23 protein-coding genes and 1 tRNA gene are annotated in these 24,815 nt (G+C 66.7%); 6 read left to right on the forward strand and 18 right to left on the reverse strand.

The genetic code is table 11. The features are described from left to right. Positions 1 to 53: 53 nt before the first annotated feature. Positions 54 to 584 carry a peptide deformylase gene (gene def, locus ACOYJQ_RS00510; RefSeq protein ID WP_433455469.1) on the reverse strand — a complete coding sequence of 177 codons (531 nt, stop codon included), beginning with the start codon at positions 582 to 584 and terminating at the stop codon, positions 54 to 56. 102 nt (positions 585 to 686) lie between these two features. Between def and ACOYJQ_RS00515 the strand changes: the two genes are divergently transcribed. Continuing rightward, complete coding sequence (locus ACOYJQ_RS00515) at positions 687 to 1,838, forward strand: DNA recombination protein RmuC (RefSeq protein WP_433455471.1); 1,152 nt, start codon at positions 687 to 689, stop codon at positions 1,836 to 1,838. Here the strand turns inward: ACOYJQ_RS00515 and ACOYJQ_RS00520 are convergent. Then, positions 1,823 to 3,223 carry a short-chain fatty acyl-CoA regulator family protein gene (locus ACOYJQ_RS00520; protein WP_433456383.1) on the reverse strand — a complete coding sequence of 467 codons (1,401 nt, stop codon included), beginning with the start codon at positions 3,221 to 3,223 and terminating at the stop codon, positions 1,823 to 1,825. The two genes, ACOYJQ_RS00515 and ACOYJQ_RS00520, sit on opposite strands and share 16 nt — an antisense overlap. A gap of 400 nt (positions 3,224 to 3,623) precedes the next feature. Between ACOYJQ_RS00520 and ACOYJQ_RS00525 the strand changes: the two genes are divergently transcribed. From ACOYJQ_RS00525 to prpB, 3 genes are all read left to right on the forward strand, one after another. After that, positions 3,624 to 5,144, forward strand: coding sequence for an MmgE/PrpD family protein (locus ACOYJQ_RS00525; RefSeq protein WP_433455473.1), 1,521 nt, complete (start codon positions 3,624 to 3,626; stop codon positions 5,142 to 5,144). 3 nt (positions 5,145 to 5,147) lie between these two features. Next, entirely contained in the window at positions 5,148 to 6,329 is a 1,182-nt protein-coding gene (gene prpC / locus ACOYJQ_RS00530) for a bifunctional 2-methylcitrate synthase/citrate synthase (protein ID WP_433455475.1), read from the forward strand. A gap of 65 nt (positions 6,330 to 6,394) precedes the next feature. Beyond that, a complete protein-coding gene (prpB, locus tag ACOYJQ_RS00535; protein ID WP_433455477.1) occupies positions 6,395 to 7,312 on the forward strand; it encodes a methylisocitrate lyase in 918 nt (305 codons plus the stop codon). A 5-nt stretch (positions 7,313 to 7,317) separates the two neighbouring features. On the opposite strand, the gene ACOYJQ_RS00540 is transcribed toward prpB, so the two are convergent. Then, positions 7,318 to 8,415 carry an AbrB family transcriptional regulator gene (locus ACOYJQ_RS00540; protein ID WP_433455479.1) on the reverse strand — a complete coding sequence of 366 codons (1,098 nt, stop codon included), beginning with the start codon at positions 8,413 to 8,415 and terminating at the stop codon, positions 7,318 to 7,320. Positions 8,416 to 8,678: 263 nt separating this feature from the next. On the opposite strand from ACOYJQ_RS00540, the gene trxA reads away from it, so the two are divergent. Next, entirely contained in the window at positions 8,679 to 8,996 is a 318-nt protein-coding gene (gene trxA / locus ACOYJQ_RS00545; protein WP_433455481.1) for a thioredoxin, read from the forward strand. Between the two features lie 120 nt (positions 8,997 to 9,116). On the opposite strand, the gene ACOYJQ_RS00550 is transcribed toward trxA, so the two are convergent. The 13 genes from ACOYJQ_RS00550 to ACOYJQ_RS00610 form a co-directional block, all read right to left on the reverse strand. Next, positions 9,117 to 10,436 carry a bifunctional folylpolyglutamate synthase/dihydrofolate synthase gene (locus tag ACOYJQ_RS00550; RefSeq protein WP_433455483.1) on the reverse strand — a complete coding sequence of 440 codons (1,320 nt, stop codon included), beginning with the start codon at positions 10,434 to 10,436 and terminating at the stop codon, positions 9,117 to 9,119. A gap of 67 nt (positions 10,437 to 10,503) precedes the next feature. Continuing rightward, a complete protein-coding gene (gene accD, locus ACOYJQ_RS00555; RefSeq protein ID WP_433455485.1) occupies positions 10,504 to 11,451 on the reverse strand; it encodes an acetyl-CoA carboxylase, carboxyltransferase subunit beta in 948 nt (315 codons plus the stop codon). A gap of 35 nt (positions 11,452 to 11,486) precedes the next feature. Beyond that, entirely contained in the window at positions 11,487 to 12,320 is an 834-nt protein-coding gene (gene trpA / locus ACOYJQ_RS00560; RefSeq protein ID WP_433455487.1) for a tryptophan synthase subunit alpha, read from the reverse strand. Continuing rightward, the gene (gene trpB / locus ACOYJQ_RS00565) at positions 12,317 to 13,570 is read right to left on the reverse strand and encodes a tryptophan synthase subunit beta (RefSeq protein WP_433455489.1); all 1,254 of its coding nucleotides are present in this window, start codon (positions 13,568 to 13,570) and stop codon (positions 12,317 to 12,319) included. Before trpB ends, trpA begins: the two co-directional genes overlap by 4 nt. 85 nt (positions 13,571 to 13,655) lie before the next feature. Beyond that, positions 13,656 to 14,441, reverse strand: coding sequence for a phosphoribosylanthranilate isomerase (locus tag ACOYJQ_RS00570; protein ID WP_433455491.1), 786 nt, complete (start codon positions 14,439 to 14,441; stop codon positions 13,656 to 13,658). Continuing rightward, entirely contained in the window at positions 14,431 to 14,790 is a 360-nt protein-coding gene (locus ACOYJQ_RS00575; protein WP_433455493.1) for a lipopolysaccharide assembly protein LapA domain-containing protein, read from the reverse strand. Before ACOYJQ_RS00575 ends, ACOYJQ_RS00570 begins: the two co-directional genes overlap by 11 nt. A gap of 78 nt (positions 14,791 to 14,868) precedes the next feature. Next, positions 14,869 to 15,222 carry an integration host factor subunit beta gene (gene ihfB, locus ACOYJQ_RS00580; RefSeq protein WP_433455495.1) on the reverse strand — a complete coding sequence of 118 codons (354 nt, stop codon included), beginning with the start codon at positions 15,220 to 15,222 and terminating at the stop codon, positions 14,869 to 14,871. A 57-nt stretch (positions 15,223 to 15,279) separates the two neighbouring features. Continuing rightward, a complete protein-coding gene (sppA, locus tag ACOYJQ_RS00585) occupies positions 15,280 to 16,245 on the reverse strand; it encodes a signal peptide peptidase SppA (RefSeq protein ID WP_433455497.1) in 966 nt (321 codons plus the stop codon). A 321-nt stretch (positions 16,246 to 16,566) separates the two neighbouring features. Next, entirely contained in the window at positions 16,567 to 18,270 is a 1,704-nt protein-coding gene (gene rpsA, locus ACOYJQ_RS00590) for a 30S ribosomal protein S1 (RefSeq protein WP_433455499.1), read from the reverse strand. Between the two features lie 346 nt (positions 18,271 to 18,616). Next, positions 18,617 to 19,027: a DUF4332 domain-containing protein gene (locus ACOYJQ_RS00595; RefSeq protein WP_433455501.1), complete on the reverse strand. Its 411-nt coding sequence runs from the start codon at positions 19,025 to 19,027 to the stop codon at positions 18,617 to 18,619. Between the two features lie 293 nt (positions 19,028 to 19,320). Next, positions 19,321 to 19,397: transfer RNA gene (locus ACOYJQ_RS00600), tRNA-Met, on the reverse strand. A gap of 152 nt (positions 19,398 to 19,549) precedes the next feature. Beyond that, the gene (locus tag ACOYJQ_RS00605) at positions 19,550 to 20,731 is read right to left on the reverse strand and encodes a PQQ-dependent sugar dehydrogenase (protein ID WP_433455503.1); all 1,182 of its coding nucleotides are present in this window, start codon (positions 20,729 to 20,731) and stop codon (positions 19,550 to 19,552) included. 97 nt (positions 20,732 to 20,828) lie between these two features. Continuing rightward, positions 20,829 to 21,041 carry a hypothetical protein gene (locus ACOYJQ_RS00610; protein WP_433455505.1) on the reverse strand — a complete coding sequence of 71 codons (213 nt, stop codon included), beginning with the start codon at positions 21,039 to 21,041 and terminating at the stop codon, positions 20,829 to 20,831. A gap of 282 nt (positions 21,042 to 21,323) precedes the next feature. Here ACOYJQ_RS00610 and ACOYJQ_RS00615 point away from each other — a divergent pair, with 282 nt between their 5' ends. Beyond that, positions 21,324 to 22,526, forward strand: a complete 1,203-nt coding sequence (locus ACOYJQ_RS00615; protein ID WP_433456385.1) for a pyridoxal phosphate-dependent aminotransferase — start codon at positions 21,324 to 21,326, stop codon at positions 22,524 to 22,526. Between the two features lie 121 nt (positions 22,527 to 22,647). Here ACOYJQ_RS00615 and ACOYJQ_RS00620 read toward each other — a convergent pair whose 3' ends face one another. Together ACOYJQ_RS00620 and ACOYJQ_RS00625 are read right to left on the reverse strand one after the other, a co-directional pair. Then, positions 22,648 to 23,463 (reverse strand): MBL fold metallo-hydrolase, encoded by an 816-nt coding sequence (locus ACOYJQ_RS00620; RefSeq protein ID WP_433455507.1) that lies wholly within the window; start codon positions 23,461 to 23,463, stop codon positions 22,648 to 22,650. Between the two features lie 473 nt (positions 23,464 to 23,936). Next, positions 23,937 to 24,722, reverse strand: coding sequence for a pyrimidine 5'-nucleotidase (locus ACOYJQ_RS00625; RefSeq protein WP_433455509.1), 786 nt, complete (start codon positions 24,720 to 24,722; stop codon positions 23,937 to 23,939). Positions 24,723 to 24,815: the final 93 nt, after the last annotated feature.

The following is a 24,815-nucleotide window of genomic DNA, read 5'->3' on the forward strand; positions in this document are numbered from 1 at the left end:
CCCGCATGCCTCCTTCGTTTCTCCGCCGCCGCCGGCAAGACCGGCAAGGTTCTTCAGGCTTCGCCGCCGCGGCCGACGGCCCTGGCCGCCTTGACGAACTTGCGGTTCACCCGTTCCCGCTTCAGCCGCGACAGATGATCGATGAACAGGACGCCGTTCAGATGATCGATCTCGTGCTGCAAGCAGGTCGCGAGCAGGCCGTCGGCCTCGATTTCCCGCGTCTCGCCCTCAAGATCCATGTAGCGCAGGCGGATGCGCGCCGGGCGCTCCACCTCCTCATAATACTCCGGGATGGAGAGGCAGCCCTCCTGATGGACGCGGAACGCGTCGTCCGACGCCCACACGATTTCCGGGTTGATGACGGTGAGCGGGTCGCGCCCCTCCTCGCGGCTGCCGACATCCACCACGAGCACCCGCTTCGCCACGCCGACCTGGATGGCGGCGAGTCCGATGCCGGGCGCATCATACATGGTTTCGAACATATCCGCGACAAGCGTGCGGATCTCGTCGGTCACAGTCGCCACCGGCTCGGAAATCAGCCGCAGCCGCGGGTCGGGAAGTACAAGAATGGGAAGGATGGTCATCGTGTCTCTGCCTCAATGCAAGCGAGATAAGCGCTCTTGCGCCGAAGGTCAACATGTTCCTTATTCGTTCGGATTTTGCCGCGAATCGGCTATATCTGCGCCATGAATGCCTTGAATGACGCGCTGGTCCTGTTCGGTCATCCGCTGCCGCTGCCTTACGCCCTGGCGGGGGCGGGCGCGGCGGTTTTCGTGCTGCTCGGCATCATCGCGGCGCAACTCGCCGGGCTGTCGCGCGCGCGCCGGGCGGAGGCGGCGGCGGCGTTCGAGCGGGCGCGGGCGCTGGAGGAACGGCTCGCCGAGATGCGCGGCCTGCAAGCGCAGTTGACCGGGCGCATGCAGACGGTGGCGGAGGTCTTCGGCACGCGGCAGAACGATCTCGCCCGTTTCGTCTCCGAGCGGATCGAGGGGTTGCAGCATCGGATGGGGCAAAATCTCGACGCCTCCACCCGCCATACCGCCGCCCATCTCGCGACCCTCAACGAGCGGCTGGCGCTGATCGACGCCGCGCAGAAAAGCCTGACGGAACTGTCCGGCCACGTCGTCGGGCTGAAGGACGTGCTCGCCAACAAGCAGGCGCGCGGGGCCTTCGGGCAGGGGCGGATGGAGGCCATCATCCGCGACGGGCTGCCGGCGAACGGCTATCGCTTCCAGCCGACGCTTGCCAACGGCAAGCGGCCCGACTGCCTCATCGACCTGCCGGGCGATCTGCCGCTGGCGATAGACGCCAAGTTTCCGCTGGAGGGGATCACCGCCTTTCGCGAGGCGGCGGATACCGAGGCGCGGCGGCGCGCCGTCCAGCGCGTGCGCAACGATGTCGGCTACCACATCCGCGATGTGGGCGAAAAATATCTGGTGCCCGGCGAGACGCAGGACACGGCGCTGCTGTTCGTGCCCTCCGAGTCGGTCTACGCCGACCTGCACGAGCATTTCGACGATCTGGTGCAGCGTGCGCACCGCGCGCGGGTCATCTTCGTCTCGCCCTCCCTGCTGACCATGGCGATCCAGCTCGTGCAGTCGCTGGTGCGCGACACGCGCATGCGCGCGGAGGCGCGGACGATCCAGACGGAAGTCGGCCGCCTGCTCGACGATGTCGGCCGCCTGCGCGAGCGGGTCGAGAAGCTCGATCTGCATTTCCGGCAGGCGCAGGAGGATGTCGGCCAGATCCGCCTTTCCGCCGACAAGGTGACGCGGCGCGGGGCGGCGGTCGCTGCGCTGGAGTTCGAGGAGCATCCCGCTCCTCACGCCCCCGAATAGGGCGAGAAGCGCCGGCGCGTCTCGTCCACGGTCAGCGCGCGGCCGATGGGCGGAAAGGCGCGCTGCGGGCAGGCGGGGCGCTCGCACACCTTGCAGCCGACGCCGATCGGCGTGGCGGCGGCCGGATTGTTGAGATCGAGCCCGTCGGAATAGACGAGCCGGCCCGCATGGCGCAGGTCGCAGCCGAGCGCCACCGCGAAGGTCTTGCTGGGCGCGCGATAACCGCCGTGGTCGCGCGACACCGTGCGCGCCACCCACAGATAGGCGCGCCCGTCCGGCATCCGCGCGAGCTGCGTCAGCACGCGCCCCGGATGCGCGAAGGCTTCATAGACGTTCCACAGCGGGCAGGTGCCGCCGATGCGCGAGAAGTGGAAATCCGTCGCCGACTGGCGCTTCGAGATGTTGCCGGCCCTATCCACGCGAATGAAGAAAAACGGCACGCCGCGCGCCTCCGGCCGCTGCAAGGTGCTCAGACGATGGCAGATGGTCTCGAAGCCGACGCCGAAATTGTGGCTCAGCAGGTCGATGTCGTAGCGCCGGTCCTCCGCCGCCCGCAGGAAGGAGCCGTAGGGCAGGATGAGCGCGCCGGCGAAATAATTGGCGAGGCCGATGCGCGCGAGCTTGCGCGCCTCCGGGCTGGTGAAACGCCCTTTCGCGATGAGCGCCCCGATGGCGTCGTCGTGCTCCAGCAGCGCGAGCTGCGTCGCGATCTGGAATGCCTGCTGGCCGGCGCGCAGCCGCGAGGAAAGGCGCAACACGCGCGTGTGCGGATCGTAGCTGCGCTGCACATCCCGCTCCGGCCCCTCGCCGGCGACGATGATCTCGACACGGACGCCGTGGCGGCGGGCGATGAGCGCCGCGAACTCGCCGGCCAGGTTTCCCGGCCGCAGATCGGCGGCGAGCGCGAGGTTTTCCGCCGCCACGTCGAGTTCCGCGATGTGGTTGTGGCGCTCGTACATGAACTCGCGCACTTCCTCGAACGGCGCGAAAGGCGAGGCGGCATCGGTGCGCTCGTCCCCGAGACGCGCCGCGAGCGCGGCCGATTGCTCCGTCATCTGGCGGCAGCGGGTGTGGAGCGCGATGAAGGCGCGCGCCACCGCCGGCATGGATGCCGCGAGTTCGTGCAACTCCGCCCGCGAGATGGTTTCGCCGAACATCGGATCGGCGGCGGCGTCGGCGAGATCGGCCACGAGACGCGCCTCGTCGTCGTGGGAGAGCAACTGCACCTGCCCGCCGAACGCCGCGTCGAGCCGCAGCAGCACCTTGGTGGTGACGGGCCGCTGGTTGTTCTCAAGCTGGTTGAGGTAGCTCGGCGACAGGCCGATCGCATGCGCCAGCGCCTGCTGGGTCATCTGCCGCTCCTCGCGCAGCCGCCGCAGGCGCACGCCGATGAAGTTGCGCTTCGCCTCCCGCCGCGCGGGGCGGCGCCCGCCCGGCCCCGCGCCCTCGCCTGCCGGCGCGGCCGGCCGGCCGGCGCCTGAAGTCCTTATGGCCACAAGGCTTATTCCTTTACCCGATCGGTTGATTTGCAATATTCGCAAAATAGCACGAATGTAGCTGGAAAACTATGCACGGCCGGCATCTTGCCGACCCTGAAAATTGCAGATATTGCAAAATGCGATGCGTGTGATGCCGTCCTGCACATGCTTCCGCCGTCGCCCGTCCGCGTGCGGCCTGTCCCTGGCGATCCTTCCTGCGAGCCGCCGGGACGACCGTTTTGCGAACCTGCGAGCATCGCGCGGCGCCGACGCCACCCGGCCCAACCAACGCCCGAGGAGCACCCAAATGGTTACGCAGCATAAGGTCCGCACCTACAAGTCTTCCGAGAATCTGCCGCGCGAAAATCAGCTCGCCTGGAAGATCGCCGAAGTTGCCGCCGATCCGGTCGCCGTCGAGCCCGCCGTCATCGAGGAAATCGGCAACCGCATCATCGACAACGCTTCCGTCGCCGCCGCCTCCGTCAACCGCCGCCCGGTGGCGAGCGCCCGCGGCCAGGCCGTCGCCCACCCCTACAAGCCCGGCGCGACCGTTTTCGGCCTGCCCCAGGACCAGCGCGTGTCGCCTGAATGGGCGGCCTGGGCGAACGGCGCCGCCGTGCGCGAGCTCGACTACCACGACACGTTCCTCGCCGCCGACTACTCGCACCCCGGCGACAACATCCCCGGCATTCTGGCGGTCGCCCAGCACACGGGCCAGAACGGCGCCGACCTGATCCGCGGCATCGCCACGGGCTACGAGATCCAGGTCGATCTCGTGAAGGGCATTTCGCTGCACGAGTTCAAGATCGACCACATCGCCCATCTCGGCCCGTCCGTCGCCGCCGGCATCGGCGCGCTGCTGAAGCTGCCGACCGAGATCATCTATCAGGCCGTCCAGCAGGCGCTGCACACCACCACGACCACGCGCCAGTCGCGCAAGGGCGAGATTTCGAGCTGGAAGGCGTATGCGCCCGGCTTCGCCGGCAAGCTGGCCGTCGAGGCCGTCGACCGCGTGCTGCGCGGCGAAGGCGCTCCGTCGCCGGCGTGGGAAGGCGAGGACGGCTTCATCGCGTGGCTCCTCGGCGGCCCCGAGCGTGAATACACCGTGCCGCTGCCCGAGAAGGGCGAGCCCAAGCGCGCCATTCTCGACACCTACACCAAGGAGCACTCGGCCGAGTACCAGAGCCAGGCGCTCATCGACCTCGCCCGCTCGCTGGGACCGAAGATCGGCGACCTGTCGAAGGTCAAGAGCATCGTCATCCACACCAGCCACCACACGCACTACGTGATCGGCTCGGGCGCGAACGACCCGCAGAAGTTCGATCCCAAGGCGAGCCGCGAGACGCTCGACCACTCGATCCCCTACATCTTCGCGGTGGCGCTGGAAGACGGCGGCTGGCATCATGAGAAGAGCTACGCGCCCGAGCGCGCCGGCCGGCCCGAGACGGTCAAGCTGTGGCACGCGATCTCCACGGTCGAGGATCCCGAGTGGACCCGCCGCTATCACTCCGTCGATCCGCAGGAAAAGGCGTTCGGCGGCCGCGTGGTCGTGACGCTGGAAGACGGCACGGTGATCGAGGACGAGCTGGCGGTGGCCGATGCGCATCCGCTGGGCGCGCGTCCCTTCAAGCGTCCCGACTACATCAGGAAGTTCCGCACGCTGACCGACGGCGTGCTGGAGAGCGCCGAGCAGGACCGCTTCCTCGCCCTCGTGGAGCGCCTGCCGGAACTGACCGCCGAAGAGCTCGGCGGCCTGACCTTCACCTTGCCCGCTGGCAAGCTGATCACGCCCGCTACCGGCATCTTCGACTGGAAGGGAAACAAGTAAGCAATGAGCACGACAGAAGAAATCAAAAAACCTGCGCCGAAGAAATCGGTCGCGCTGTCGGGCGTCGTCGCCGGTAACACCGCGCTCTGCACCGTGGGGCGCACCGGCAACGATCTGCACTATCGCGGCTACGACATTCTTGATCTGGCCAAGGATAGCGAGTTCGAGGAAATCGCCCACCTGCTGATCCACGGCCATCTGCCGACCCAGCAGGAACTCGACGCCTACAAGGCGAAGCTGCACGGCCTGCGCGGCCTGCCCGCGACGCTGCGCGCGGTGCTGGAGACGCTCCCCGCCTCCGCGCACCCCATGGACGTGCAGCGCACGGCGGTCTCCGTTCTCGGCAGCGTGCTGCCGGAAGCGGCGGACCACAATCATCCGGGGGCGCGCGACATCGCCGACCGGCTCGTCGCCTCGCTCGGCTCGGCGCTGCTCTACTGGTATCACTTCAGCCACAACGGCCGGCGCATCGAGGTGGAAACGGACGACGATTCCGTCGGCGGCCATTTCCTCCACCTGCTGCACGGCAAGGCGCCGACCGAGGCGCAGGTGAAGGCGATGCACGTCTCGCTCATCCTCTACGCGGAGCATGAGTTCAACGCCTCGACCTTCACCGCGCGCACCATCGCCGGCACGGGAGCGGACTTCTACTCCGCCATCGCGGGGGCCATCGGCGCGCTGCGCGGCCCCAAGCACGGCGGCGCGAACGAAGTGGCGTTCGAGATCCAGAAGCGCTACAGCGCCCCGGACCACGCGGAGGAGGATATCCGCCGCCGCGTCGACGCGAAGGAAGTGATCATCGGTTTCGGCCACCCCGTCTACACGGTGTCCGATCCGCGCAACGTGGTGATCAAGGAAGTGGCGCGTCAGTTGTCGGAAGAGGCCGGTTCGACGGCGCTCTTCGACATCGCCGCCCGGATCGAGTCGGTGATGTGGGATATCAAGAAGATGTTCCCGAACCTCGACTGGTTCAGCGCCGTTTCCTACCACCTGCTCGGCGTGCCGACCGCGATGTTCACGCCTCTCTTCGTGATCTCGCGCACCACCGGCTGGGCGGCCCACGTCATCGAGCAGCGCACGGACAACAAGATCATCCGTCCCTCCGCGAACTACGTCGGACCGGAAGATCTCGAATTCGTGCCGATCAAGAAACGCGGCCAGGGGAAAAGCGGGACGGCTTCCTGACAGACGATTTCCGGCGGGCTTGTCCCGCCGGTTTTCATTGCAGTGATCATTTCGAGGATTGAACCATGCCCTATCTTGTTGCTTCCGATCTCCCCCAGGAGCCCGCCGGCGCGCGCTTCCGCGCGCTGGTCGAGCGTCCCGGCATCCTCCGGATTCCGGGCGCGCACAACGGCCAGGCCTCCATTCAGGCGCGCAACGCCGGCTTCGAGGCGGTCTACCTGTCGGGCGCTGCGATGACAGCCTCGATGGGCCTGCCGGACCTCGGCATCATCACCGTTGACGAAGTGGCGTTCTTCATCCGCCAGGTGGCGCGCGCATCGGGCCTGCCCGTGCTCGTCGACGGCGACACCGGCTACGGCGAGGCGCTCAACGTGATGCACGCCGTGCGCACGTTCGAGGACGCCGGCGCGGCCGCCATCCATCTCGAGGACCAGCTTCTGCCCAAGAAGTGCGGCCACCTCAACGACAAGAAGCTCGCCGACGCCCACGACATGGCCGCCAAGGTCGCCGCCGCCGTGAAGGCACGCCGCCACCTCTACGTCATCGCCCGCACGGACGCCGCCGCCAGCGAGGGCATCGAGGGGGCCGTCGCCCGCGCCAAGCTCTACGTGGAAGCCGGCGCCGACGCCATCTTCCCCGAAGCGCTGAACGACGAGGAACTGTTCCGCGAATTCGCCAGGCGCCTGCCCGGCGTGCCGCTGCTGGGCAACATGACCGAATTCGGCCGCACGCCCTATTACACGGCGAAGGAATTCGAGGATTTCGGCTACAAGCTGATCATCTGGCCGGTATCGTCGCTGCGCGTCGCCAACAAGGCGCAGGCGAAGCTTTACGCGACATTGGCGCGCGACGGTTCGGTCAAGGCCATCCTCGACGACATGCAAACCCGCGCCGAGCTTTACGACACCATCGGCCTTGCCGATTACGAGGCGCTCGATTCCTCCATCGTCGCGACGATCGTCCCGCCGACGAAGCTCGATTGACGGATTTACCGGCCGGGCGGTGACGTCCGGCCGGCCGTCGGATCGCTGGCCCGCGCCGCGAGCCGCGCCAGCGGCGGCCCGGCCAGCACCACGATGACGAAACGCACCGTCTGCAAGGCCATCACGAACGCCAGATCGACATTGCTTGCCGCCGCGATGATGGCGACCGCATCCAGTCCGCCGGGGCTCGTGGCGAGATAGGCCGTCAGCGGATCGATGCCGAGCGCGTAGACGAGCACCGCCGCAAGCCCGCCGCAGAAGACGATCAGCGCGGCGATCGAGGCGAGGATCCACGGCAGCGCCCGCAGCGCCACAGCGAGCACCTGCCGCGTGAAGCCGAGCCCGATGCTCCAGCCCAGCGCCACATAACCGCAGGCCAGCAGCCAGGGCGGCAGCGCGATGCTGATGAGACCGAGGCTGTTGAGCAGGCCGCCGAGCAGCATCGGCGTGAGAAAAGCCATCGAGGGAAAGCGCACCAGCCGCTGCGAGACGAGCGCCGCCGCCAGCAGCGCGGCCGTCGTCGCCCACTCCCCGGCGGCATGGGCGGGAAACCACACCCTGCCGGCCTCCACGCCGGCGGTCTGCGTCCACAGGCCGGCGACGAGCGAGGCGGCCAGCGTCACGCAGATGACCCGCAGATATTGCATGAAGGCGACGAGCCGCGCATCCGCGCCGAAGGCGGAAGCCATCAGCACCATGGCGGAGGCCGCGCCGGGCGACGATCCCCAGATGCCGGTCGTGCCGGGCAGGATATGCATCCGGCTGATCTGCCAGCCGAGCAGGCTGCTCGCCAGGATGGTCGCCAGCACCACGCCGAGAAACAGCGGCCAGTCCCGCAGGAAGGACGTCACGATGGCGGGCGTGATATCGGCGGCGATGAGACAGCCGATCAGCGCCTGCGCCAGACTGAACGGAAGAGCCGGCACATGCAGCCTGCCGTTCATGACGCCGACGAGAATGCCCGCCAGCATCGCACCGAGCAGCAGCGCCGCCGGCGCGCCGGCCAGTTCGAGGACGACGGCGAGCAGCGCCGTGGCGACAGCCAGCGCCCCCCACCGGCCGCGCGCAGGCAGCGCGGCGAACGCTTCGACAGACAGGCGCATCGGACATCCGGCTCCGGGAACGTGACAGGGCGAGAACGGCATCGCGACATGCAGCCCACGCGTCCGCATAGCATTCGCCGCGGGCCACCGTCCATACGGGACCCGGCCGAAAAATGCCCCCCGTCCGGCCCGATGCGATAAGGTGTGCAAACACACGCCCTTCCGGCCGCCGGATCGGCGCGCTGCTTGACCGCCCAGGGGCCTACGCCTACGTTGACATCAACAGCGCCGCAGGCGCACAACCCCGATCGAGGATGACCGTCATGACGGAAAAGGTGACTGATGCAAGCTTCGAGGCCGACGTTCTGAAGGCGGCCGAGCCCGTCGTCGTGGATTTCTGGGCGGAGTGGTGCGGCCCCTGCCGGGCGATCGCGCCCGCGCTGGAGGAAATCTCCACCGAGCTCGCCGGCAAGGTGAAGATCGTCAAGCTCAATGTCGACGAGAATCCCGATACGGCGGCCCAGTTCGGCATCCGCTCGATCCCGACGCTGCTGCTCTTCAAACAGGGCAAGCTCGCGGCGCAGAAGGTGGGCGCGTCGCACAAAAGCGACCTTTCCAACTGGATCAACACGAACGCCTGAGCATTGCGCGACGTGGCCGGTTTCCCGTCCTCGCCGCGCTCGAACGCCGTCATTCAGGGCACTTCCATGTTTCGTTGAAACGCGCATGTTTCATTGAAACGAGGAAGTGCTCTTCGTTCTTCAGGTCGGCGGCGTGCCGTTGGCCGCCAGTACGTCGCCGGCCAGATACAGCGAACCGGCGATCAACACCCGCGGCGGACGCTCCCATACCGTATCGTGGGTGGAGGTGAGCGCCGCTTCCAGGCTGTCGAAGGTCGAAGCGCGCAGGCCCGCGCGCCGGGCGATGTCGGCCACTGCTTCCGGCCGGCGCGCGGCAACCTGCGAGGGAACCGGCACGGCCAGAACCTCCCGCGCGAGCCCCTTGAAGGGGTGCAGGAAGCCCTCCGAATCCTTCGTGCCGAGCATGCCGCACACGAGCACCAGCGGCGCGGGATGCTTTTCCTCCAGCTCCGCCATCGCCGCCGCGAGCACCCGCCCGCCGTCGGGATTATGGCCGCCGTCCAGCCACAGATCCGCGCCCTCGGGCAGCAGGCCGATGAGGCGCCCGCGCGTCAGGCGTTGCAGGCGCGCCGGCCAGTCCACGCGCAGCATGCCCGCCTCGAAAGCCTCGATCGGCAGGTTGCCGAAACCGGCGGCCCGCAGCGCCGCAATCGCCGTGCCCGCGTTCACATGCTGATGGCGCCCCGGCAGACGCGGCGTCGGCAGATCGATGAGGCCCTGCTCGTCCTGATAGATCAGCCGGCCGTTTTCCTCGTGAACGGTAAAGTCCTGCCCGCCGATGAAGGGCCGCGCGCCGACGCGCTCCGCCGTCGCCTCCAGCACGGCGGCGGGTTCGGGATCCTGCGGCGCGATAACGGCCGGCGCGCCCTTCTTGAAGATGCCCGCCTTTTCGGCGGCGATCAACGTCACCCGGTCGCCGAGAAAATCCGCGTGGTCGAGCGACACCGGCGTCACCACGGCGGCGGCCGGATCGCTGACGACATTGGTGGTGTCGAAACGCCCGCCGAGCCCCACCTCCAGCAGCAACACATCGGCGGGATGACGGGAAAAAAGCACGAGCGCGGCGGCCGTCGTCATTTCGAAGAACGTTATCGGCTCGCCTGCGTTCACCTCCTCGCAATGGCGGAACGCCTCCACGAGCGCGCGCTCGCCGACGAACCGCCCCCCTCCCCGCGCGCCCAGCCGGATGCGCTCGTGAAAGCGCACCAGATGCGGCGAGGTATAAACATGCACCACGAGCCCCGCCGCCTCCAGGATGGCGCGCATGAAGGCGATGGTCGATCCCTTGCCGTTCGTGCCGGCGACATGGATGACCGGCGGCAGGCGCCGCTCGGGATGGCCGAGTTTCTCCAGCAGGCGCTCGATGCGCTCAAGCGAAAGATCGATGGCCTTGGGATGCAGCGCGAGAAACCGCGCCAGCAAAACCTCGGATGACTCCATTTGAATCATACTCCCGGCGGCACGCGCCCGGATCGTGAGGCGCGGACCGCCGCAGGCAAAACGGCTGTCAGGAAGCCCGGCTGTCGACCGTGGCGGAAACGGCCGGAACGTCGATGGTCTCGGCGGGCGCCTCTGCCTCTTCGGGCGGCGGTTCCACGACCGGCGGCTTGGGCTGGCGGGTGAGAAAGCGGCACAGGCGCGCGATGGTGGCCTTCAGTTCGTGACGATGCACGACCATGTCGACCATGCCGTGCTCGTAAAGATATTCCGACCGCTGAAACCCTTCCGGCAGCTTTTCGCGGATGGTCTGCTCGATGACGCGCGGCCCGGCAAAGCCGATCAACGCGCCGGGCTCCGCGATCTGCACGTCGCCCAGCATGGCGTAGGACGCCGTGACGCCGCCCGTGGTCGGATTGGTCAGCACGACGATATAGGGCAGCCGCGCTTCGCGCAGGCGATCGACGAGAATGGTGGTGCGCGGCATCTGCATCAGCGACAGGATGCCCTCCTGCATGCGCGCGCCGCCCGAGGCGGTGAAGATCACGAACGGCGTGGCGCGCTCGATCGCGGTCCGCGCGCCCTGGATGAACGCCTCCGCCGCGGCCATGCCGAGCGAGCCGCCGATGAAGTTGATGTCTTGCACCGCCACCGTCACCGGCGACCCTTCGATGGCGCCGACGCCGACCCTGATCGCATCCGCCAGCCCGGTTTTCGAGCGCGCATCGCGTATGCGGTCGGTATATCGCTTCTCGTCGCGGAACTTCAGCGGGTCCTGCGCCGCTTCCGGCAGCGGAATGTCTTCCCACAGCCCGTCATCGAAGGTGATTTTCAGGCGCTCCGCCGCGCCGAGGCGCATATGATAGTTCGAGCCCGGAATAACGTTGAGATTGGCCTCGACATCCTTGTGGAACACCATCTGCCCCGTTTCAGGGCACTTGATCCACAGGTTTTCGGGCACCTCGCGCCGGAACAGCGTCTTGATCTTCGGCCGAACGACGTCAGAAATCCAGTTCATCGAACATTCTCCCGGAAGCGCTTCCGCGCCGCCGCTCAGGCGTCCTGCTTCACGACGGAGCGCACGCCCTCCGCCAGTTCCTCCACCAGCGCCCGCACCGTCGGCACCGTGCGCGCCGTCGCCCGCCCGTCCTCGTCGAGCGAGCCGGCCAGCGCGCCGACGATGGCGGAGCCCACCACGACGCCGTCCGCGCCGCGGGCGATGGCCGCCGCATGCGCGCCCGAGCGCACCCCGAAGCCCACGGCCACCGGCAAATCCGTGTGGCGCTTGATCCGCGCCACCTGCGCCGCGACGGCATCGAAATCCGGCACCGCCGTTCCCGTCACGCCGGTGATGGAAACGTAATAGACGAATCCGCTCGTGTTGGCGAGCACCGCCGGCAGGCGCGCGTCATCGGTCGTCGGCGTCGCCAGCCGCACGAAGGCGAGCCCCGCCCGCAGCGCCGGCAGGCAGAACTCCCCGTCCTCCTCCGGCGGCAGGTCCACCACGATGAAACCGTCGACGCCCGCCGCCTTCGCGTCGCCCAGGAACCGCTCGACGCCATAGATATAGATCGGGTTGTAATAGCCCATCAGGATGATCGGCGTTTCCTGATCGCCCTCGCGAAAGGCCCGCACCAGATCGAGCGTGCGGCTGAGCGTCTGCCCGCCCTTGAGGGCGCGCTGGGCGGCGAGCTGGATCGCCGGGCCGTCGGCCATCGGATCCGTGAACGGCATGCCGAGTTCGATGAGATCGGCGCCGGCTTCCGGCAACGCCCGGATCGCCGCGAGAGACGTATCGAAATCCGGGTCGCCGGCGGTGATGAAGGTGACGAGCGCGGCGCGGCCCTGCGCGCGCAAGGCTGCGAAACGGCGGTCGATGCGGCTCATGCGGCCCCTCCTTCATGCTGCGAGGCGCCGAGCCTGCCGGCGATCATGTCGAGATCCTTGTCGCCGCGCCCGGACAGATTGACCGCCATCACGTGATCGCGCGGCCGTTGCGCGGCGAGATCCACCGCCCGCGCCAGCGCATGCGAGGATTCGAGCGCCGGAATGATGCCCTCCAGCAGCGAAAGCTGGCGGAAGGCCGCAACGGCCTCGTCGTCGGTGGCCGACAGATAGGTGACGCGCCCGGTCTCGTGCAGCCAGGAATGTTCCGGCCCGATACCGGGATAATCGAGACCGGCCGAGATCGAATGCGCCTCGGTGATCTGGCCGTCATCATCCATCAGCAGATAGGTGCGATTGCCGTGCAGCACGCCAGGACGGCCGCCGGCGATCGACGCCGCGTGCTCGCCCGAATCAAGGCCGCGGCCCGCCGCCTCCACGCCGAAAATCTCGACGGACGGCTCATCCAGGAAAGGATGGAACAGCCCCATCGCGTTGGAGCCGCCGCCGATGCAGGCGACGAGCGAATCCGGCAGCCGCCCCTCCTGCGCCAGCGCCTGCTCGCGCACCTCCGCGCCGATGACGGACTGGAAATCGCGCACCATCGCGGGATAGGGGTGCGGCCCCGCCACGGTGCCGATGCAGTAGAACGTGTCGGCGACATTCGTCACCCAGTCGCGCAGCGCCTCGTTCATGGCGTCCTTCAGCGTGCGCGCGCCGGACTGCACCGGCCGCACCTCCGCGCCCAGCATTTCCATTCGGAACACGTTGGGGCGCTGGCGCGCGGCATCCACCGCGCCCATGTAGACGACGCACCGGAGGCCGAAGCGGGCGCACAGCGTCGCCGTCGCCACGCCGTGCTGGCCCGCGCCGGTCTCCGCGATGATGCGCGACTTGCCCATGCGCAGCGCCAGCAGGATCTGGCCGAGCACGTTGTTGACCTTGTGCGAGCCCGTATGGTTGAGGTCTTCCCGCTTCAGGAAGATTTTCGCGCCCTGCCCGGCCGGCGCCTTTGCCCGCACCGCCTCCGTCAGCCGTTCCGCGTAATACAGCGGGCTCGGGCGGCCGACATAATGCGCGCGGTACGACGCCATTTCACGCGCGAAACCGGGGTCGGCACGCGCCTCGCCATAGGCCTTTTCCAGCGAGAGGATCAGCGGCATCAGCGTTTCGGCCACGAACCGGCCGCCGAAGATGCCAAAGTGACCATGCTCGTCCGGCCCCGACGTATACGAATTCGGCTTGGTGCTCACGCTGTCGTGTCCTCGCGGATTGCTTTATCGGGAGGCAGCCTCCCGGCCGGTTCCTCAACGGCCTCCAGGGCCGCTCATACTGTCATTATCCGTTCATGTCCAATGCTTCACGCGCCGCCCGGACAAAGGCGCCGATCCTGGCCGCGTCCTTGACGCCGGGCGCGGACTCGACACCCGAGGAGACGTCGACGCCCTGCGGGTGCACCAGCCTGACGGCGGCGGCGACATTGCTCGCGTCAAGCCCGCCGGAAAGCATGAACGGAATCCCGAACTCCCGCCCCGCGATCAGACGGTGATCGAAAACGAGGCCGTTGCCCCCGGGCAGGGCCATTCCCGCAGCCGGCTTCGCATCCAGCAGGAGCATATCCGCCGTGGGCGCAAAGCGCTGCGCCAGCGCGACATCGCTCTCACCGGCAATGCCGATCGCCTTCATGACGCGGATGCGAGAACCGGGCAGGTTCAGGCCGCGCGGCGCGCCGGCATGCGCCGCGTCCGGCCGATCGGGCGTCTCCGTGTGAGATGCGCCGAAACGTCCGCGCAGCATCGCCACCCGCTCGGGCGTCTCCTTGCCGTGCAATTGCAACCAGTCGGGTTCGATCGATTCGACGATGGCGGCGAGTTCGTCGTCCGATGCATCCACCGTCAGCGCGACGATTCCGACATCCGCCGCGCCGCGCCGCGCCTGGGCGACGAGTTCGGCGGCCTCACGAAATCCGAGATGGCGCGGGCTTTTCGGAAAGAAGACCAATCCCAACATGTCCGCCCCCGCCTCAACGGCGGCGGCGACGGACTCACGTGAGTTCAACCCGCAGATCTTGATCAGCCGGCCGGAAAAATCCTGCGTCCGCCGACCCCGCCGGTCAGCGGACATTGCCGGAGGAAGTGAGCGCCAGCGCGCCGCCGGGCACGGCCGGCCCCGATGCGGCGCCTCCCTGCCTTCTCGCGGCATCGGCCTTCACGCGGTCCAGTTCCCGCGCACGCTGGCGGGCGGCGCGGCGATACCGCCCCTGCGACCACCAGACCGCGAGGCCGCCCAGCACCACCCCGACCACGGCCGTCGCCAGAACGATGACGAACAGCGGCGCAGTAAAGGCAACGAGCGGCGCCGCGCCGGAAAACGGATCGAGCGACACCAGCACCGGCGTGCGGTTCGCAACCGACAGCAGAATAATCACCACCGTCAGCGGCAAAATGATCAGAACTCTGATGAGCGTCTTCACGGCGCGTATCCCGCTGTTTCTTGTATTCCATCACGCATCCGGCGACTTGCAACCCAAATGCCGGTTGCAGCCGAACTGCTACTTGCCGGCCGAACGGCGGACACCTTCAGCATCCGCGTCATCCCCGTCGTGGCCGGCGGCGAGCGCCTCCCGCCCTTCGTTCAGGCGCAGGCGCATTTCCTTGCCGGTCTTGAACACCGGAATCATCTTGGCGTCAACCGCGACCGTCTCGCCGGTGCGCGGATTGCGGCCCACCCGCGCCTCCCTCTTCTTCACCGAAAACGCTCCGAACCCGCGCAACTCCACGCGATCGCCGCGGGCCAGCGCACGGGTAATCTCTTCCAGAATGGCATTGACGATGTTCTCGACGTCACGCTGGTAGAGATGGGGATTTTGCTCCGCAATCCGCAGAACGAGTTCGGATTTGATCATCAACCCCACTCTTGATCTGTTTAAATGCCTGTCTAACGATATATAATTGAAAAGATACTATTTTTCAGCCTCAGGGTGCCAGAGCGCAAGCAGACCGTCAAGCCGCTGCGCGGGGATGCCCGCCCCCAGACGGCTGAAAAACGCAGCGGCGCTTTCAAGGCCGATGGCCTGCGCCCCGAGCGCCACGCCTTCCAGCACGCCGAGGCGCTGCCGCGACCGCTTCCATGCCCGAAGCGGCAGCCCTTCCGCAACCCCACGTTCGCGGGATAGCCATGCGATGGCCTCCCGCTCGCCGCCCAGCTCATCGACGAGCCCGACATCGACGCCCTGCCGGCCGGTGAACACCCGCCCGTCCGCCACGCGCGCGAGCGCCGCCTCGTCATAGCCGCGTCGCTCCTGCACAAGGCGCCGGAACCAGCCGAAACTGTCCGCCACCAGGCTTTCGAGCGCGGCGCGCGCTTCCGGTGAAGTGGGCGAGAACCCGTTGGGCGCCGCCTTGAGCGGGCTCGACTTGACCTCCTCGACGCTCACGCCGACCTTGTCGAGCAACCCCGAGACATTCGGATACTGGAACAGCACGCCGATCGAACCGACCAGCGACGTTTCCCGCGCGACGATCCTGTCGGCGCCGAGCGCCGCGATGTAGCCGCCGGATGCCGCCAGCGTGTCGACGACGGCGACCACGGGCTTTTCCTGCGCCAGACGGCGCAAGGCGTCATGCAGCGCCTCCGACCCCGCCGTGGTGCCGCCGGGGCTGTCGATGCGCACCACGACGGCCCGCGCGGCGCTGCTCTTGCGCACGTCGCCGATGAGATCGAGCGTGCGCTGGTCGCCGGTGATCAGCCCGTCGATGGTGATCCGTGCGACATGAGGCCGCGAGGCCGGAACCGCGCTCCCTCCCGCCAGTGCAAACCCCACGATGACGGCGAGCGCGATCAGCGTCACGAACGCCAGCGTCCGCCAGAGTGCAACGCGGCCGCGCAGGCGGCGGCGATCGACAAGAAGGTCGGCTTCGTAACCCATGTCTTTCCCGAAACGGCGGGCCAATACTCTGGCCGTGGAACTGGTGTCACACTAGAGCAATTCACCCGTGAAGGGAAATCCTATTTTTGATAAGTGATTGATATGAACGGCCTTCATAAAGCTTTCACATGTGCCGTCATTGATTCCCGATAGTCGGCCGGCAAATAAAAAGCCTGCGTGTCGCCACGCAGGCCCTGGCGGCGCGATAGCGCCCCGACGGGAACGGGGCGCGGCCGGAGAAAACCGGACCGCGCCCCGCAATTCCGAAGCGACTTTCCGCCGATCGGACCAAAAGTCCGACCGGCGTGTTCATCGCCAGGCTTACTTCTTTTCCGTCGCCTTCTTCAGGGCGGCGCCGAGGATATCGCCGAGCGATGCGCCCGAATCGGCGGAGCCGTACTGTGCGATGGCTTCCTTCTCCTCGGCCTTCTCCAGCGCCTTGATGGAAAGCTGGATGCGGCGCGCCTTGCGGTCGAACTGAACCACGCGGGCATCGACCTTCTCGCCGGGCGAGAAGCGCTCGGACCGCTGGTCGTTGCGGTCGCCCGCGAGTTCGGCGCGGCGGATGAAGGACGTCAGATCGGTGTCGACGATCTTCACCTCGATACCGGCGTCCTTGACCTCCAGCACCTCGGTGGTGACGGTCGCGCCCTTGCGGATGTCGGAGGCATCGGCGAAGGGGTCGCCCTCGAGCTGCTTGATGCCGAGCGAGATGCGTTCCTTCTCGACATCCACGTCGAGAACGACGGCGCGCACCACGTCGCCCTTCTTGAACTCCTCGATGACCTGCTCGCCGGGACGGTTCCAGTCGAGGTCGGTGAGGTGGACCATGCCGTCGACATCGCCGTCGAGGCCGATGAACAGACCAAATTCGGTCTTGTTCTTGACCTCGCCCTCGACCTCGGTGCCGATCGGATTCTTCTCGGCGAAGGCTTCCCACGGGTTCTGAAGCGTCTGCTTGAGGCCCAGCGAGATGCGGCGCTTGACGGGATCGACCTCGAGGATCTGCACTTCCACTTCCTGCGAGGTGGAAACGATCTTGCCGGGGTGAACGTTCTTCTTCGTCCACGACATTTCGGAAACGTGGATCAGGCCCTCGATACCCGGCTCCAGCTCCACGAACGCGCCGTAATCGGTGATGTTCGTCACGCGGCCGGTGAAGCGGCTCTCGACCGGATAACGCTCGGCGATGCCCTCCCACGGATCGGCCAGCAACTGCTTGATGCCGAGCGAGATGCGGTGCGTCTCGTGGTTGATCTTGACGATCTTGACCTTGACCGACTGGCCGATGGTGACGACGTCGGTCGGGTGATTGACGCGGCGCCACGCCATGTCGGTGACATGCAGCAGGCCGTCGATGCCGCCAAGGTCGACGAATGCGCCGTATTCGGTGATGTTCTTGACGACGCCCTCGATGACCTGACCTTCCTCGAGGTTGGCCACCAGTTCCGAACGGGCCTCGGCGCGCGTCTCCTCCAGCACCGTGCGGCGCGAGACGACGATGTTGCCGCGGCGGCGGTCCATCTTGAGAATCTGGAACGGCTGCGGCACGTTCAGCAGCGGCGTGACGTCCCGCACCGGGCGGATATCGACCTGCGAGCGCGGCAGGAACGCCACGGCGCCGTCGAGATCGACCGTATAGCCGCCCTTGACCTGATTGAAGATGACGCCCGTCACCTTCTCGTTGTTCTCGAACGCCTTCTCGAGCTTGACCCAGCTTTCCTCGCGGCGGGCCTTGTCGCGCGAGATGACGGCCTCGCCGAGCGCGTTCTCCACACGCTCCAGATAAACCTCGACCTCGTCGCCGACTTCGAGGGACTGATCGCGGCCGGGGCCGACGAACTCCTTCAGCGGAACGCGGCCTTCGGTCTTGAGGCCGATGTCGATGACGGCGACGTCTTTCTCGATCGCGACGACGATACCCTTGACGACGCTTCCCTCCTGGGATTCGTTGCCGCCAAAGGATTCTTCGAGAAGAGCGGCGAAATCCTCGCGGGTCGGGGCATGGCTAGCGGTTACGGACATGAAAACTCCTGACCAACGGCGCCGGCGGCTCGAAAAACGGGCCGCCCCATGCCGTCGGCGCCGCGCGGTCTGGTTTGCCGCACGACCTTCCGCCGATAACGGCGGGCCGGCGCCTCATGGCCGACAGCAGGGAACGTGTCCGGCAGCGCGCACAGGCAACGGCATCCGCCGCTTCATACGCAACAACGCCAAAGCACGCGTGAGCGCCAAAAGAGCGCCATCACGCGCCCTCGTGCCACCCGCACGCAGCAATTTTCGGACTTTGGATAGATATATCGACCGCGCCCGCTTAACAACCCCCCAATACGCCGACCGCCGCATGAAAATGAGCGATCGGACCTTATCGTCAGTAGGTCACGATCGGCGGCAGTTCCTTCGCCTGCTCGATCCATTTCGCCACCACCTTCTCGGTGGGCAGCGCGCGCACATACTCGCCCTTCTCGTTCGCCTCGGCGAGGGCCTTCGTCAGGTTGGCCGGGTTGCGGTGCTTGAGTTCCTTCACCGTGTCCACGCCCGCGGCCTCCAGAAGATCGGAGTATTCCTTGCCGACACCGTGAATGCGCAGCAGATCCGCGATGTTCACCCATCTCAGGATCTGCGCTTCGGCGATGCCCGCCTCCTCCGCCAAGGCCCTGCGGCCTTTGGGGTCGCTTCCGCGCTCAAGCAGAGTCTGCGCGGTCGCGACGCCCGCGGCCCTGAGCGCCTCGGCCTGGCTTTCCTCGATGCCTTCGATCCCGGCAATTGCATATGATGCCACGATATGCCCCTTCCCGCTCGCCCGTCGGAGCCGCTCATGCGAAGCGGAACGCGCCGGCGCGAATACGACACCGACTTCGCGAAACCGCTGGCCGAACCCGCCCGCACGAAAGTAACGGTAAGTCATCCCGCAAAAGGACGCAACAGCTATTGCTGTCGCGGTTCTTGACACAAATACAATACATTATCGTTCTATCATCGGCTTTTTTCACCCGCGCCGCACAAGCGCGCAGGCGGCCGCGCGGCGAAACGGCGGATCGGATGACGATGACGGCCAATGAGTAAGGAATGGACTGGTAGCAGTGGGCAGACTTGAACTGCCGACCTCCGGGTTATGAATCCGGCGCTCTTACCAACTGAGCTACACTGCCCCTCGCGTCATGCGACGCAGCATGCATCCCGCGCCGAAAAGACGGCGGCAACCCTGCACGCATCACGCGATATAGAAAGCGCGGACCACCTTTGTCAAGCGGCATGACGCACCCTGCATCGACCGGCCTGTGTGCAACGGGCCGGCGGCCTGCTATTTCGCCGGATCGATTCGCAGGATACGGCCGGCGGCATTGTCGGTCAGCAGGTAGAGATGGCCGTCGGGCCCGGCGCGCACGTCGCGGATGCGCTCGTCGAGGCCCGTCAGCATCCGTTCCTCATGCGTGACGTTCTCGTCCGATATGTCGAGGCGCACCAGCGCCCGCCCCGCGAGCGCACCGGTGAACAGGCTGTCGCGCCACGGCGCGATCACGCCTCCCCGGTAGAACGCGAGCCCGGAAGGAGCGATCGACGGCACCCAGTAATAAACGGGCTGCTCCAGCCCCTCCCGCGCCGTACCGATGCCGACCGGCGCGCCGGAATAGTCGACGCCGTAGGTGATGATCGGCCAGCCGTAGTTCAGCCCCTTGCGGTTGACGTTGATCTCGTCGCCGCCGCGCGCACCGTGCTCCGACGTCCACAGATCGCCGGTTCCGGGGTGCAGCGCCGCTCCCTGCGCGTTGCGGTGCCCCAGCGACCAGATTTCAGGCAGGGCGTCATCCTGCCCGACGAAAGGATTGTCGATCGGAATGGTGCCGTCGGTGTTGATTCGCAGCACCTTGCCGAGATGGCTGGCCGGGTCCTGCGCCTTGTCGCGGGTCGAGAACCTGTCGCCGATGGTGACGAACAACGTGCCGTCCTCGGCCGGCACCAGCCGCACGCCGAAGTTCGCGGTGCCGGAAGCCGTATCCTTCTGCCGGAAGATCACCTCGACGCCATCCAGCGCATTCCTCTCCCGATCGAAAGCGCCGCGGATGACCGCAATCCCGGAGCCGCCGTCGCGCGGCTCGACATAGGCAAGATAAACAAACCCGTTCCCGGGGAAATCGGGGTCGAGCGCGATATCGAGCAAGCCGCCTTGCCCGCGCGCCGCCACGGCCGGCACGCCGGCGACCGGCGCGGAAAGCGTGCCGTCGCGGCCGACGCGGCGCAGACGCCCCGCCCGCTCGGTGACGAGAAACTCGCCCCGGGGCAGAAAGGCGAGCCCCCAGGGATGTTCGAGACCGGAGGCGACGGTTTCGACGACGATCTCGGCCTTCTCCGTCTTTTCCCGCGACACGGGCGCGGCATGAGCGGCATCGGGGAGAACGGAAGTCGCCGCAAGCCACGCGCACGCCGCAACGGCAGCCCGCACCGGCAACTGCCTCGACAATTTCATCGAAAACGACAATTTCATCGACGATCCCTTTGGAAAACGCACCTCTCGCACGCTTTCCAATGTAGCCCGTTTACGGCGCCCGTGTCATCACGGTAGCGTGCGGCGCCGGCGCCGTTCAGGAAACGCGCGCCGCTGCGGCGGGCGCGGGCGTCTGCGCCGTGCGCGAGGGTGCGAGCAGCGCGCCCGCGGCGACGATCAGCGATGCCGCGATCATCACGATGGCGAGAACGGCCGACACCCTGAACTGCCTTGCCGCCTCGCCGGGCGCGATGGCGAAACGGCGACGCCTGCGGAAATCCGACATGCGGATCGGTTCGTGCATTGTCATCTCCGGCTCCTGTCGTTCCGGGACATTCTGTCACATGGTCGGCGAGGGACTTTCAGTTCAGCCTGACAGAATTCCCTCGATGCGGTCATGACATCTTAACGGGGCGGTTAACGAAAGGTTCCCGGCTTCCAACGCGGATGGCCCGTTTTGAGGCTTGTCAGCGCGCGGAAGGCGGACTACCTTTCCACGCTTTTCGGAAAGCGGGGCTCCGCGAAGCCGGGGCGCGCAGGCGCCCGATACATGCCCCGGCAATCCCTTCAGATTCCCAAGGAGCTTACGATCATGGCCTTTCTCGCCGATGCCCTGTCGCGCATCAAGCCGTCCGCAACCATCGCGCTGACGCAGAAAGCCCGCGATCTGAAAGCCCAGGGCCGGGACGTGATTTCCCTTTCCGTCGGCGAGCCGGATTTCGATACGCCCGACAACATCAAGAACGCCGCCATCGAGGCGATTCGCCGGGGTGAGACGAAGTACACGCCCGTCGCCGGCATTCCGCAGCTTCGCGAAGCCGTCGCGCGCAAGTTCAAGCGCGAGAACGAACTCGATTACAAGCCTTCCCAGACGATTGTCGGCACCGGCGGCAAGCACGTCATCTACAACGCGTTCCTCGCCACGCTGAACCCCGGCGACGAGGTGGTGATCCCGGCCCCCTACTGGGTGAGCTATCCCGAGATCGTGGCGCTGTGCGGCGGCACGCCGGTCATCGTCGATACCCACATCGACAAGGGCTTCAAGTTGCAGGCGGAAGACCTCGATCGCGCCATCACGCCCCGGACGAAGTGGGTGCTGCTGAACTCGCCGTCGAACCCCTCCGGCGCCGCCTACAGCCACGACGAACTGAAGGCCGTCACCGACGTGCTGGTGCGCCATCCCCATGTCTGGGTGATGACCGACGACATATACGAGCATCTGGTCTACGGCGATTTCACGTTCGTCACGCCGGCGCAGGTCGAGCCCAACCTGTATGAGCGCACGCTGACCATCAACGGCGTTTCCAAGGCCTATGCCATGACCGGCTGGCGTATCGGCTACGCCGGCGGGCCGGAGGCGCTGATCAAGGCGATGGATACCGTGCAGGGCCAGCAGACGTCGGGCACCTCCTCCATCTCGCAATGGGCGGCGGTCGAGGCGCTCGACGGCCCGCAGGATCATCTGGCCGTGTTCAGGAAGGCTTTTCACGGACGGCGCGACCTGATCGTCTCGATCCTCAATCAGACGTCCGGCATCACCTGCCCGACGCCGGAAGGCGCGTTCTACGTCTATCCGTCGATCGTCCCGCTGATCGGCAAGACCGCGCCGTCCGGCAAGAAGATCGAGACGGACGAGGATTTCGTGCTTGAGCTGCTCGCCACGGAAGGCGTCGCCACGGTGCACGGTTCGTCGTTCGGCTCCGGCCCCAATTTCCGCGTCAGCTATGCGACGTCGAACGACAAGCTGGAAGAGGCCGGCAACCGCATCCAGCGCTTCGTCAACAGCCTGCGCTGAGGCGGAAGCCGTTTCCGGGCATCGTCCGACCCTTTGATCGGGCGATGCTCCGGAGCAGTTTGCGTTCAAGGCGATCTGTCGATTTGAACGTAAGTTGTTGTAAAATATAGAATTTAAAGCGTCAGGCGTTCGGGAGAACGGGAAACGACACCGCGAGCCCGTCGCGGGCGACGAAAGACCCCGGCAGCGCAGCGCGCAGGCGGGCATCATAGGCCAGCAGGCGCGTGTCGTCGTGGCAGGGATGCAGGTGAAAGGCCGCCATCGCCTTCACCCCGCCGGCGGCGCACAGCGCAAGGCCGGCCTCGCAGGTGGAATGCCCCCAGCCCTTGCAGCGCGTATATTCCTCCGCCGCATACATGGCGTCGAAAATCATCAGGTCGGCGTTCGATACGAAACCGGTGAGATCCGCCGGAGGCCAGTCCGGCCCATGCTCCACATCGCTGACGTAGCAGACGCGCCGCCCGCCGAAATCGAACCGGAAGGCGCACGCGCCGCCGGGATGAAGCAGCGGACAGGTGGCGACCGACAGGCCGTCGGCGAAACCCAGTCTCTCGCCGGCGCGAAAGCCGACATGCTCGAAGCGCGCCGGCATCTCGTCGAGCGTCAGGGGAAACAGCGGCGGCGAGAAAAGCCGCCCGAGGGCTTCGGCGCCGCTCGCGCCGCCGAGAATGCCGACGTGAACGCGGATCGTGTTGCCGCGCACCAGCGCGGGCCGGAAAAACGGCAGGCCGATCACGTGGTCGAGGTGCAGATGGCTCAGGAGAACGTCGATCGCCTGCCCGCCGGCAGCGGTGCAAACATGCTCGCCGACGAGATGCTCGCCGAGCGGCCGGATGCCCGAACCCGCATCGACGACGAAAAGCCGCTCGCCGCAACGCACTTCCACGCAACAGGAATTGCCCCCGAACGCCACATATTCGGCGCCCGAGACAGGCATGGAGCCTCGCACTCCCCAGAACCGCACCGACAAGGCGTCCGCGGCAAGGGGGCGAGGAACGACGATGGAGGGCGTGGTGGCGCACATAAGAAGAGTGTACCGTCAATCGGGCTGGCGGACAGTGCGCCAATACACTTTCATCGCCATCATCGCAACCGCGGCGAAAGCAGCATGACCGGCGGAGGGGGCAGTGTCGGCAAGCGCGAAAGGCCGCCCGGCAACCGGATGAAAGGGAGGGGGCACCGCAAGAACGGTCCTTTCACGCCGGCTGCCGGGCGAGGCGCCCGCGCGCCTCTGGCATGCGGGCGACAAGGGATCGCCGGAAGGCTCGGCTTACAATCCTCCGGCCGCGTGAGATTTTTCCTATCACCGTTTCCGCCCCGCGACCGTGCGTTGCCACACGTCATGGAGCGGGTGAAAGTCGGATAACGATAACGCGGCCGGGCCAATGGGCTCCCGCATCCCGGCGGCTCTCAGGGAGGTGACGGGCGTCCGGCGGGAATCGTGCGGTCGAGGAAGGCGGCAAGATCGGTCGTCTGATGGCCGACATGCGCCGCGGTCGAGCCGTTCTGCTCGTGAAGCTCGCGGTGCGGATCATGCGTCGCAGGCAGCACGAGCACCGTCTGCATGCCGAGCCGGTGCGGCTCGGCGAGATTGGCGGCGATATCCTCGAACATCGCGGCGCGCGCCGGATCGACGCCGTGCCGCTCGATGAAGCGCGCGTAGGTGTCCGCTTCGGGCTTGGGGATGAAATCGGCGTCGACGATATCGAACAGATCCTCGAACAGATCGGCGATGCCGAGCCGCTCGATGACGGCTCCCGCGTGAGCGCGCGAGCCGTTGGTGAACACGAACCGGCGTCCCGGCAGCGCCGCCACCGCGCGCCTCAGGCGCTCGTTGCGCCCGAGGGCGGAATAGTCGATGTCGTGCGCGAAGGCGAGAAACGCATGCGGATCGACGTGCTGCTCCGCCATCAGGCCGCGCAGGGTCGTGCCGTAACGGTGGTAGTAGTACTTCTGCAAGGCGCGCGCGGACAGCGCGTCCAGACCGAACAGCTCGCAGACATAAAAGGTGATCTGCGCATCGACCTGCGGCCAGAGACCCGCATCATGCGAATAGAGCGTATTGTCGAGATCGAATATCCACGTCTCGACATGAGCGAAAGCATCGTGGGTGAAAACATCGGCGAGCCCTGCCGCGAAAGACGTGCGAACAGGGTCGGGAAGGGCGCCGTGCGCCCCGTTTTCTTCATATGCCATGGCGCGCTTGAACCTCTTGCTGAACCTCTTCGACGCCGCCGCGGCGACAACCCGAAAAAAGCCGATCGCGAAATATCATTCTCCGGCAATACT

The organism is Pseudochelatococcus sp. (genome assembly GCF_050946405.1).
GTDB lineage: Bacteria > Pseudomonadota > Alphaproteobacteria > Rhizobiales > Beijerinckiaceae > Pseudochelatococcus.